10 protein-coding genes are annotated in these 11,473 nt (G+C 73.3%); 9 read left to right on the top strand and 1 reads right to left on the bottom strand.

Going from position 1 to position 11,473, the window contains the following annotated elements; all coding sequences use genetic code 11:
- Nucleotides 1-114: 114 nt before the first annotated feature.
- Nucleotides 115-759 (bottom strand): HNH endonuclease, encoded by a 645-nt coding sequence (locus ACFCX4_RS28800; RefSeq protein ID WP_376148503.1) that lies wholly within the window; start codon nt 757-759, stop codon nt 115-117.
- 434 nt (nt 760-1,193) lie between these two features.
- On the opposite strand from ACFCX4_RS28800, the gene ACFCX4_RS28795 reads away from it, so the two are divergent.
- From ACFCX4_RS28795 to ACFCX4_RS28755, 9 genes are all read left to right on the top strand, one after another.
- A complete protein-coding gene (locus ACFCX4_RS28795) occupies nt 1,194-2,408 on the top strand; it encodes a mechanosensitive ion channel domain-containing protein (protein ID WP_376148500.1) in 1,215 nt (404 codons plus the stop codon).
- Between the two features lie 311 nt (nt 2,409-2,719).
- The gene (locus ACFCX4_RS28790) at nt 2,720-3,910 is read left to right on the top strand and encodes an ROK family protein (RefSeq protein ID WP_376148497.1); all 1,191 of its coding nucleotides are present in this window, start codon (nt 2,720-2,722) and stop codon (nt 3,908-3,910) included.
- 210 nt (nt 3,911-4,120) lie between these two features.
- Complete coding sequence (locus ACFCX4_RS28785) at nt 4,121-5,482, top strand: ABC transporter substrate-binding protein (RefSeq protein ID WP_376148494.1); 1,362 nt, start codon at nt 4,121-4,123, stop codon at nt 5,480-5,482.
- Nucleotides 5,483-5,518: 36 nt separating this feature from the next.
- The gene (locus tag ACFCX4_RS28780; RefSeq protein ID WP_376148491.1) at nt 5,519-6,514 is read left to right on the top strand and encodes a carbohydrate ABC transporter permease; all 996 of its coding nucleotides are present in this window, start codon (nt 5,519-5,521) and stop codon (nt 6,512-6,514) included.
- A 21-nt stretch (nt 6,515-6,535) separates the two neighbouring features.
- Nucleotides 6,536-7,459 carry a carbohydrate ABC transporter permease gene (locus ACFCX4_RS28775; RefSeq protein ID WP_376148488.1) on the top strand — a complete coding sequence of 308 codons (924 nt, stop codon included), beginning with the start codon at nt 6,536-6,538 and terminating at the stop codon, nt 7,457-7,459.
- Nucleotides 7,460-7,512: 53 nt separating this feature from the next.
- Nucleotides 7,513-8,793, top strand: coding sequence for a 6-phospho-beta-glucosidase (locus ACFCX4_RS28770; RefSeq protein WP_376148506.1), 1,281 nt, complete (start codon nt 7,513-7,515; stop codon nt 8,791-8,793).
- A gap of 218 nt (nt 8,794-9,011) precedes the next feature.
- Complete coding sequence (locus tag ACFCX4_RS28765; protein ID WP_376148485.1) at nt 9,012-10,031, top strand: N-acetylglucosamine kinase; 1,020 nt, start codon at nt 9,012-9,014, stop codon at nt 10,029-10,031.
- A gap of 229 nt (nt 10,032-10,260) precedes the next feature.
- Nucleotides 10,261-10,821, top strand: a complete 561-nt coding sequence (locus ACFCX4_RS28760; RefSeq protein ID WP_376148482.1) for a hypothetical protein — start codon at nt 10,261-10,263, stop codon at nt 10,819-10,821.
- A gap of 119 nt (nt 10,822-10,940) precedes the next feature.
- A complete protein-coding gene (locus tag ACFCX4_RS28755) occupies nt 10,941-11,375 on the top strand; it encodes an SgcJ/EcaC family oxidoreductase (protein ID WP_376148479.1) in 435 nt (144 codons plus the stop codon).
- Nucleotides 11,376-11,473: the final 98 nt, after the last annotated feature.

Here is an 11,473-nt window from a genome sequence, read left to right as displayed (position 1 = left end):
CGCCGAGGCCGTAGCCGGACGACGGCGGGCCGCCGCGCTCCCCGTTCGCGGGGTGCGCGGCGGCCCATGAGGCGTACCGATGGATGTGACGGGCAGGCCCTTGTGGTGCGGGGATCAGGCGGAGAGCGGTTCCGGCTGCTCACCGCGGCGGACGGGGGCGGAGTGGGCGGCGGGCGCCCGGCCGATCGGCACCGGTTGCACGGCGTCGGTATGGTCGTGGTGTTCGTACTCGCCCCACTGCGGGGCGCGGAGCTGGTCGGTCCCGCCGTACGGCTCCAGATAGGGCCGCCAGCGCGGGTCCTTGATGCCGGTACCGATGATCCGCCAGGCCAGACCGGTCGGCGGGGCCGGTGGTCGCTTCATCCGCCAGCCGAGCTCGGTGAGGTGGCGGTCGGCCTTGGTGTGGTTGCAGCGGCGGCAGGCCGCCACCACGTTGTCCCACCGGTGCTGGCCCCCGCGGCTGCGCGGGATGACGTGGTCGACGCTGGTGGCGGCGGCCCCGCAGTAGACGCAACGGCCGTGGTCCCGGGCGAACAGTGCCCGGCGGGTGAGCGGGACCGGCCCGCAGAACGGGACCCGGACGAAGCGGGTCAGTCGGACGACGGACGGCGCCGGGAGGGCGCTGGTGGCGCTGTGCAGAGTGACACCCGAGTCCTCCAGGCTGACCGCCTTGTGGTTGAGGACGAGGATGAGTGCGCGGCGCATCGATACGACGCCGAGTGGCTCGTAGGACGCGTTGAGGACCAGGACATGCGGCACGGATGCCTCCTTGGACGCCTGCGGCGCGTGGCTCGCGCCGGGACGAGCGGTTGGATCGCGCAACGGGTGCGTGATCTCCCCCAGTGTCGCCTTACGCCTTCGTACGGCGCCACCACTCCTGTGTAACGGACCTGACGTGAACTCCGGGTGTGGCTTCTGTCATACCCGGTATGCCCGGGGGAAGCACGGGTTGCACGCCGGTGCCCCGGCGGGGTACCGCTGGGCCGGTCGGAGCAGTGCGGAAAGCGGCGCCCGGGGCGCGGACGGGGCGTTCGTGCGGACCCGCGCGCCCTCCGGTCGGCCCATCGGCGTGTCAGGGTGCCGGGCGCACACACCGTAGGGTAGTGCGGACGGTCCGCAGGCCAGGGCGCTCCTTCCCGGGTGCGCCCGGACCCGGCGGGCCGTGCCACGACCCCAGCAGGAAGGTCCCGCACGTGTTCCGGTCCGGTGCCGCCGGCCTCCTCGCCGAAGCGTCCACGACGACGCCGGCCTCGACGCCCGCCCCGTCCCCGACTCCCACGGCCCCCGGTCTGCCCGACCTGAGGATCCCGACCAGCGCCCAGGAGGTCTCCGACACCACCCGGCAGGCGGCCGGCTGGTTCGACGACAACTGGCAGAACTGGCTGGCGAGCGGCATCCGGATCGTCTTCATCATCGTGCTCGCGCTGGTGCTGCGGGCGATGGTGCGCAAGGTGATCACCCAGCTGATAACGCGGATGATCCGGCCGGGCGAGAGCGAGGACGAGCCGGGCCGGCTGGGCGGTCTGCTGGCCAACACCGGGGTGGTCAACCCCGAACGGCGCCAGCAGCGCGCGGAGGCGATCGGCTCGGTGCTGCGCAGCGTGGCGTCGTTCACGATCCTCGGCACGGCGGCGCTGATGGTGCTGTCGGCGCTGGGGATGAACCTGGCCCCGCTGCTGGCCAGCGCCGGTGTGGCCGGTGTGGCGATCGGTTTCGGCGCCCGCAACCTGGTGACCGACTTCCTCTCCGGGGTCTTCATGATCATGGAGGACCAGTACGGCGTCGGCGACGAGATCGACACCGGGGTGGCCACCGGCACGGTGCTGGAGGTCGGCCTGCGGGTGACCAAGCTGCGCGGCGCCGGCGGCGAGATCTGGTACATCCGCAACGGCGAGGTGAAGCGGATCGCCAACATGAGCCAGGGCTGGTCGACGGCCTCGGTGGACGTGCAGGTCGGTTACAAGGAGGACCTGGAGCGGGTCGAGGCACTGATCGCGGAGACCGCCGAGGCGATGGCCAAGGAGGCCCCGTTCGACGAGCTGGTCTGGGCACCGTTCAAGATCCTCGGCGTGGAGTCGGTCGCGGCGGACTCGGTGGTGGTGCGGGTCGAGGCGCGGACCGCCCCGGGCAAGTCGCTGAGCGTGGCGCGGGCGCTGCGCCAGCGCGTCAAGGCGGCGCTGGACGAGGCCGGGATCAAGGTCAAGGAGGAGCTCCCGCCGGTCCCCGCCGCGGGCGCCGCCTCCGGGACGGCCGCCGCGATGGTGCTCTCCACCGCCGGGGTCCCGGCCCCGGGCACCGACCCGGCGCCGCCCTCCGCGATGGCCGACCCGGGTTCCGCGGGCTACAAGGCGGCCACGCCGATACCGGCCCCGGTCCGTCCGGCCGACGACACCAGCAAGGCCCCCTGACCCCCGGCCGCCACCCCCCTGGGCCCCGCCCCCGAGCCACTCGGAGGCGGGGCCTTCGCGTCGCCGGGAACCGGGCGCCGCACCCGTGTTCGGCGCCGGGCCGCCGGGTGTTCGCCCCCGATCCACCCGGGCGTCGGGATCGGGGCCGCGCGCCGCCCGGTAACGAGTCGGCATCCTCCGGTGGGAGGGCCATTGACACTCCGCGGACGCGGACCGTACGGTCCTGTCCCGAAGCGACTGGAAAGTTTCCTAACAGTTCGCCGCGCGCCCGCCGGAGCCGTTCCGGCCGCCCCGAGGAGGAGGATCTTCGCGTGACCGGAAGCACCGCCAAGGCCCCCCTCGCAGGCACCCCCAGCCTGCTGCGCGCCATCAACGACCGCGCCGCCCTCGAACTGCTGCTGGAGAACGGGCCGCTCTCCCGCACCCAGATCGGCACCCTCACCGGGCTCTCCAAGCCCACCGCCTCCCAGCTGCTGGCCCGCCTGGAGGCGGCCGGGCTGGTGCTGCCGGTGGGCACCACGGCCGGCGGTCCGGGCCCCAACGCCCAGCTCTACCAGGTGAACCCGGCCGCCGGGTACGTCGCCGGACTGGACGTGACGACCAGCCAGGTGCGGGTCGCGGTCGCCGACATCACCGGCTCCACGCTCGCCGAGCACGTCGTCCCCACCAAGGGCTGGACGGCCGCCGAGACCGTGCCCCGGATCGCCGCGGCGGTCGCCCGGACGGTCCGCGCCGCCGGACTCGCGGAGGGCAGCCTGCACACCGCGGTGATCGGCGTCGGCGGCGCGCCCGACCCGGTCACCGGCAAGCTCCGGTACGCCTCCCACCTGCCGGGCTGGCACGCGCCCCGGTTGGTCGAGGGCCTCGCCGCCGCCATCGGCGCGCCGGTGACCCTGGAGAACGACGTCAACCTGGCCGCCGTCGCCGAGCAGTCCTCCGGCGCGGCCCGCGGGTTCGAGGACTTCGTGCTGCTCTGGGCCGGCGAGGGCATCGGCGCGGCGATCGTGATCGCCGGCCGGCTGCACCGCGGCTTCACCGGCGGCGCCGGGGAGGTCGGCTACATGCCGGTGCCCGGGGCCCCGGTGGTCAAGGACGTCCGCCGCCGCAACTCCGGCGGGTTCCAGGAGATGGTCGGCGCCCCCGCCGTCCGGGCCCTGGCCCGGGAGCACGGCCTCGGTGCGCCGACCGCCGAGGAGTCGGTGGCCCGGGCGCTGGACACCCCGGGCGCGGGCGACGCCTTCCTCGCCGAGCTGGCCTCCCGGCTGGCCGTCGGACTGGCCGTGATCGTCGCCGTCGTCGACCCCCGGCTCGTGGTGGTCTCCGGCGGGGTGCCGAACGCGGGCGGCGAACGGCTGCGGGCGCTGGTCGCGGACGAGCTGGCCCGGATCGCGGCCGCCCGGCCCGAGGTCCGCGGCAGCACGCTGACCGGCTCGCCCGTCCTGCTCGGCGCACTGCAGCGCGCGCTGGCAGCCGCCCGGGAGGCGGTCTTCTCCACCCACTGACCCGCCGGGACCACCGGGCACCGCACCGGCCCGCACCACCGACCGAGACCCGGGCAGCACCCGGCACCGCCCGGACCCACCGACGCTCCACCGCACCACCAGCACGGCACCACCGCACCGCACGCTCCCCTGCACCCACCTCTCCCCAACCCCCGAACGCGGGACCCGAGGCAATGACGCCTGCCCGCGCACCCCCAGGAGGACCTCGAAGTGCACTCCACCACCTCGCACTCCCGCAGAAGCCGCCGGACCCTGGCCGCCGCGACCACCGCCGCCGTCCTCGCCCTGCTCGCCACCGCCTGCACCGGCAGCAGCGACGGCAGCGGCAGCGACGACTCGGCCTCCGGCAAGGCCGTCACCATCACCTTCTGGCACGGCTGGAGCCAGGACTCCGAGGTGAAGGCGATCAACGACAACATCGCCGCCTTCGAGAAGGCCCACCCCAACATCAAGGTCAAGGCGGTCGGCAACATCGCCGACGACAAGGTGAACCAGGCACTGCGGGCCGGCGGCGACGACGCCCCCGACGTGGTCTCCTCCTTCACCACCAACAACGTCGGCATGTTCTGTTCGACCAAGGCGTTCGTCGACCTCAAGCCGCTGCTGGCCCAGTCCGGCATCGACGCCGCCAAGACCTTCCCGGGCGCGATGCTCAACTACACGCAGTTCCAGGGCAACCAGTGCTCCCTGCCGCTGCTCGGCGACGCCTTCGGCCTCTACTACAACAAGAAGGCCTTCGCCGACGCCGGCATCACCAACCCGCCGAAGACCTTCAGCGAGTTCGCCGAGGTCGCCAACAAGCTCACCGTCCCCGAGGGCGACGGCTACAAGCAGCTCGGCTTCATGCCGCTGTACCACGGCTACGAGTCGACCACCGAGCACTTCCTCGGCCAGTACGGCCCGACCTACTTCGACTCCGCCGGCAAGTCCACCGTCGCCACCGACCCGAAGGTCGCCGCGATGATGAAGTGGCAGAAGAGCATGGTCGACAAGCTCGGCGGCTACGACAAGCTGGAGAAGTACCGCGCCACCTTCGGCGAGGAGTTCAGCGCCAAGAACCCGTTCCACACCGGCCAGGTCGCGATGGCCATCGACGGCGAGTGGCGCACCGCCTCGCTCGCCACCGACAAGCCGGACTTCGAGTGGGCCACCGCCCCGTTCCCGGTGCCGGACGACCAGCAGGACACCTACGGCCGCGGCTACCAGACCGGCACCATCGTCGGCATCGCCAGCACCAGCAAGAAGCAGGCCGCCGCCTGGGAGTTCGTGAAGTTCCTGACCACCGACACCGACGCGGTCGTCTCCTTCGCCAACGCGATCCACAACGTGCCGAGCACCTTCGCCGCGCTGGAGTCGCCGAAGCTGGTCGCCGACGAGAACTTCAAGACCTTCGTGAACATCGCCAAGCACGCCAGCTCCGGCACCACGCCGGCCGTGGTCAACGGCGGCGGCTACCTCGTCTCCGTGCAGAACCTCGGCTACGACTACGAGTCCGGCAAGCAGACCGACCTCACGGCCGGCCTCACCGCCACCGCCAAGGAGATCGACGCCGCCATCGCCCAGGCCAAGTAGCGCGCACCCCGCGCCCGGCCCGTCCTCGGAGCTCCCATGTCACTCGCGTCCGCCACCCGCAAGGGGGCCGGAGCGACCGCCCCGGCGGCGCCTCCCGTGCAGCAGCTGCTGCGCCGGAAGCGCCGCCGGGCGGCGGCCCGCACCCTCGGCTTCCTCTCCCCCTGGCTGATCGGCTTCAGCGTCTTCTTCCTGTACCCGCTGATCTCGACGATCTACTTCTCGTTCACCAGGTACAACGGCTTCGGCTCGCCCACCTTCACCGGCCTGAAGAACTGGGACTACGTCTTCAACGACCTCCCGGCGTTCTGGCAGGGCCTGCGCAACACCCTGTGGCTGGTCGTCGTCATGGTGACCCTGCGGGTGGCGTTCGGCCTCGGCATCGGGCTGCTGATCACCAAGATCAAGTCCGGGGCCGGCTTCTTCCGGACCGCCTTCTACCTGCCGTACCTGGCCCCGCCGGTGGCCGCCACCGTCGCCTTCGCCTTCCTGCTCAACCCCGGCACCGGCCCGGTCAACCACTTCCTCGGCGAGATCGGGCTGCCGCAGCCCGGCTGGTTCGCCGACCCGGAGTGGTCGAAGCCCGCTCTCACCCTGCTCGCCATGTGGGGCATCGGCGACCTGATGGTCATCTTCATGGCGTCCCTGCTGGACGTGCCCAGGGAGCAGTACGAGGCCGCCGAGCTCGACGGGGCCGGCCCGTTCCAGCGGTTCCGGTACGTCACGCTGCCGAACATCTCGCCGATCATCATGTTCGCGGTGGTCACCGGCGTCATCCAGACCATGCAGTACTACACGCAGGCCTTCGTCGCCGCGAAGGTCGCCGCCGGCAACGCGGGCAACTCGGGCCAGCAGTTCGAACCCGGCTACCCGTCCGGCTCCACCTGGACCCTGCCGCAGATGGTCTACAACCTCGGCTTCCAGCGCTTCAACTACGGCGCGGCGTGCGTCGTGGCCCTGGTGCTGTTCGTCATCTCGATGGCCGTGACCTCGGTGCTGATGCGCCGCAAGTCCGGCTTCATGGCCGACGACTAGCGGCCCAGTGAGGACACGATCATGACTCTCAGCTCGACCCTCCCCTCCGGGGCACCCGGGAAGCGGCCCGGCCGGGGCGCCGCCCGCGGACCCGTCACCGCCGCCGAGCGGGTCGCCCGCCGGCGCGCGCTGCTCAACTGGGTGGCCGTCCACTCGCTGGCGATAGCCGCCGGCCTGTTCTTCCTGCTGCCGTTCGTCTTCGTCTTCCTCACCTCGGTGATGACCGACAGCCAGGCGCTCACCACCGACTACTGGCCCACCTCCTGGAACTGGGGCAACTACGGCAAGGTCTGGAACACCCCCGGCTTCCTCACCTGGTGGCGCAACACCCTGGTCTACGCGCTCGCCGGCACCCTGCTGACCATCGTCTCCAGCCTGCCGGTCGCCTACGCCCTCGCGAAGTTCCGCTTCCGCGGCCGCAACCTGGCGCTGATGGCGGTCATCTCGATGATGATGCTGCCGCCGCAGGTCACCATCATCCCGATGTACCTGTTCTGGGCGAAGCAGCTGGGCCTCGGCGGCTCGCTCTGGCCGCTGATCATCCCGATGGCCTTCGGGGACGCCTTCTCGATCTTCCTCCTGCGGCAGTTCCTGCTGACGATCCCCAAGGAGTACATCGAGGCGGCCCGGATCGACGGCTGCGGCGAACTGCGCACCCTGCTGCGGGTGGTGCTGCCGATGGCCAAGCCGGCCATCGCCGCCGTCGCGCTGTTCCAGTTCTTCTACTGCTGGAACGACTACTTCGGCCCGCAGATCTACGCCAGCAGCAACCACGACGCCTGGACCCTCTCCTACGGCCTGGAGTCCTTCAAGGGCGCCCACCACACCAACTGGAACCTCACCATGGCCGCCACCCTGCTGGTGATGGCCCCGGTGATCGTCCTCTTCTTCTTCGCACAGAAGGCCTTCATCGAAGGCGTGACACTGACAGGGGTCAAGGGCTGATGTCCGGTCTCACCACGTCCGTTCCCTCCGCGTCCGTTCCCTCCTCCTCCGCACTGAAGCTGGCCATCGTCGGCGGCGGCTCGACGTACACCCCGGAGCTGATCGACGGCTTCGCCCGGCTGCGGGACAGCCTGCCGATCGCCGAGCTCGTCCTGATCGACCCGGCCGCCGACCGCCTGGAGCTGGTCGGCGGGCTGGCCCGGCGGATCTTCGCCAAGCAGGGCCACGGCGCGGTCGTCCGCACCACCACCGACATCGGGGCGGGGGTGGCCGACGCCGACGCGGTGCTGCTCCAGCTGCGGGTCGGCGGCCAGGCCGCGCGCAACGAGGACGAGACCTGGCCGCTGGAGTGCGGCTGCGTCGGCCAGGAGACCACCGGCGCGGGCGGCCTCGCCAAGGCGCTGCGGACCGTCCCGGTGGTGCTCGACATCGCCGAGAAGGTCCGGCGCACCAACCCGGACGCCTGGATCGTCGACTTCACCAACCCGGTGGGCATCGTCACCCGCGCGCTGCAGAGCGCCGGCCACAAGGCCGTCGGCCTGTGCAACGTCGCCATCGGCTTCCAGCGGCGCTTCGCCGGGCACCTGGGCGTCGAGCCGGAGCTGATCCGGCTCGACCACGTCGGCCTCAACCACCTCACCTGGGAGCGCGGGGTCACCCTGCTCGACGCCCCGGGCGCGGCCGGCGGCCGGGAGGTGCTGCCGGAGCTGCTGACCGGCTTCGGCAAGGAGATCGCCGAGGACCTGCACCTGCCGCAGCGGGTGATCGAGCGGCTCGGCGTGGTGCCGTCCTACTACCTGCGGTACTTCTACCAGCACGACCTGGTGGTGGAGGAGCTGCGGTCCAAGGGCTCGCGGGCCGCCGAGGTCGCCGAGATCGAGCGGCAGCTGCTGGAGATGTACGCCGACCCGGCGCTCGACACCAAGCCGGAGCTGCTCGCCAAGCGCGGCGGCGCCTTCTACTCCGAGGCCGCGGTGCAGCTCATCGCCGCGCTGCTCGGCACCGGCGGCGGCACCTCGGTGCAGGTGGTCAACACCCGCAACGACGGCGTGCTGCCGTTCCTGCCGGACGACGCCGTGATCGAGGTGCCGGCCGAGGTCGACGCCGCGGGCGTGCGCCCGCTGCCGCAGCGGCCGCTGGAGCCGCTGTACGCCGGCCTCGTCGCCGCCGTCACCGCCTACGAGCACCTCGCCCTGGACGCCGCCCTGCACGGCGGCCGCGACCGGGTCTTCGACGCGCTGCTCGCCCACCCGCTGGTCGGCCAGATCGAACTCGCCGACCGGCTGACCGACCGGCTGCTCGCCCACAACCGCGAGCACCTCGCCTGGGCCTGACCCGCCCCGGGCACCGCTCCGGGCGCGCCCGGGCCGTGCCCCGGCCGCGGTCCGGGCTCCCGGTCACCGGCCCGCACTCCGTGGGGGGAGTGCGGGCCGGGCCGCGGGCGGACCGCGGTCCGGCCGCCGGACCGGGAGCGGGCACCGGGCGGAGACACGCCACCCCCCGCCGGGAAAGACCCCCGGCCGGGCCATGCACGACGAGCCGCGGGGACCCGATGACCCACCAGCCAGAACCACACCTGTCCGGCGTCCTCGCCATCGACGCCGGCAACTCCAAGACCGACGTCGCCCTCATCGGTGCCGACGGCAGCGTCCTCGGCTCCGCCCGGGGCGGCGGCTTCACACCGCAGAAGGTCGGCCCCGCCGCCGCCGTCGCCGGTCTCGCCCCGCTGGTCGAGGAGGCGGCCGCGGCCGCCGGCCTCACCGGCTGGACCGGCCCGCTGACCAGCCACGTCAGCGCCTGCCTCGCCAACGCCGACCTCCCGGTCGAGGAGGAGGCGCTGCGGGTCGCCCTGGAGTCCCAGCCCTGGGGCGCCGGCAACACCGTCGTCAACGACACCTTCGGCCTGCTGCGGGCCGGCACCGACGGCCCGCGCGGCATCGCCGTCGTCTGCGGCGCCGGCATCAACTGCGTCGGCCTGCTGCCCGACGGCCGCACCGCCCGGTTCCCGGCCCTCGGCGAACTCACCGGTGACTGGGGCGGCGGTGCGGGTCTGGCCGCCAGCAGCATGTGGCACGCCGTGCGCGCCGAGGACGGCCGGGGCGGGCCCACCGGTCTGGCACCCGCCATCGCCGAGCACTTCGGTCTGCCGAGCACCGGTGCGGTGGCCGAGGCCGTCCACCTCGGGCACCTGCCGCACACCCGGCTGCACGAGATCGTCCGGGTGCTCTTCGCGGTCGCCACGACCGGGGACGCCGTCGCCCTGGAGCTGATCGACCGGCAGGCCGACGAGATCACCCGGCTCGCCGTCGTCGCCCTGCGGCGGCTGGACCTGCTGGAGGAGCCCACCCCGCTGGTGCTCGGCGGCGGGGTGATCGCCTCCCGGCAGCCGCTGCTGCTCGACAACCTGACGGCCCGGCTGGCGCGGGAGGCGCCGCTCGCCGAACCGCGGGTGGTCGTCGCCCCGCCGGTCCTCGGCGCGGCGCTGCTGGGCCTGGACCACCTGGAGGCCGGGCCCGAGGCGCAGGAGCGGGTCCGCAAGGCGTACGACCAGGCCCGCCCGGTGGCGGTGTAGCGGCCGCCCGCCCTCCGGAGCCACCGCTGCGGCGCGTCACCCTCTCCGCCCCCGCCGGGTCCGCACGCCCGGCGGGGGCGGTCGCCGTCCGCGGCCCTGCCCGGCCGTCGTCCCGCGCGGTCCGGACGCGCGGTCCTCCTGCCGGTCCGTCACGGGTCGTGGAACCGGGCGTTCGAGTTCCGCGTCCAGTCGGATGTCCGTCCGGTCACGTTCCTGGGAGACTCGCCCCATGACCGCGTCCCACCGCCGCATCCTCCTCGCCGTGCTGCTCTGTTGCGCCGTCACCTCCGGCCTCGGCGCCTGCACCCCGATCGACGAGGACCCGACGCTGACGATGGCCTCGGAGGACGTCGAGGACTACGAGCCCGCCGGGGACGAGGACGGCGAGGAGTACTGGGAGGAGACCGGGGCCGAGGACGCGCCCGGCCTGGACTCCGCGGCCCCCGCCGCCCCCGCGGCCGGCCCCAGCACCTGCACCACCGCCGCCGGCCACCGGGTGGTCCGGGTCCTCGGCGTCACGGACGGCCGTCTCACCGTCCGCCCCTCCTGCGCCCCCGACGCCGAACCGGCCACCCATGCCCTGGCCGCCCACGCGACCGCCACCCTCGTCGACCTCCCGCACGGCGAACCCGCGAAGGAGGTTCAGCTGCCGGTCCTCCTGGACCACCTCGACGCCTGTCTCGCGGACGGCGATCCCGAGCCGCCGTACGCCTGCTACGGCAACACCTACGACCTGGCACTGGACGTCCGCGGCCGGATCACCCGGATCCAGGAGCTCCGGCTGCCCTGAGCGCCCCGCCCGGTGCCCGGCTCCCCCGCCGCTTGACCTCAACCGGGGTTGAGGTTATCTGATGGGGATCCGGCGGTGACCACCGCCGGGGAACCGAACTGCGGGGAGGGGCGCCGGTCATGGCGGTCGAGGTGCTGGTGGCGGGGGACGTGCCGGTGGCGGTGCGGGAGGCGGTGACCGGGGTGGTCACGGCCCTGGAGGACGCGTTCAACCGCAAGGACGCCGAGGCGCTCGGCGCGCAGTTCGGCGAGCGGGCGTCGTGGACCGACGCGGCCGGCCGGCGGCTCGACGGGCGGGCGGAGATCACCGCCTCCAGCGGCCCGGCGATGCGGGAGTTCCTCCGGGACTCCTACGCCCGCTACGAGGTGGTCAAGCTGCTCGCGGTCGCGCCCGACGTGGTCGCGGTCAACGTGGCCCAGACGCCCACCGACGCCGGGGGCCGACCGGTGGAGGGCCCGCACGGCCGGGCGCTCTACGTGGTCGCCCGCCAGGCGGACGGGTGGAGGATCGTGGCCGGTCAGAACAACGCGGTCGATGCCCGATCCGCAGCGTAGGTCCTGACCGGTCCCGGACCGGGGGCCGCCTCCTGATCCCTTGATCGTGCCGGGGAGGCGGCCCCCTTCGGTGTGCCGGGACGGCGTCCCGGCACCCC

Origin of the sequence: Kitasatospora sp. NPDC056327 (assembly GCF_042261735.1) — a bacterium.
Classification (GTDB): domain Bacteria; phylum Actinomycetota; class Actinomycetes; order Streptomycetales; family Streptomycetaceae; genus Kitasatospora.
The sequence above is the reverse complement of the archived record's forward strand: the minus strand, read 5'-3'. Positions and strand labels throughout refer to the sequence as shown.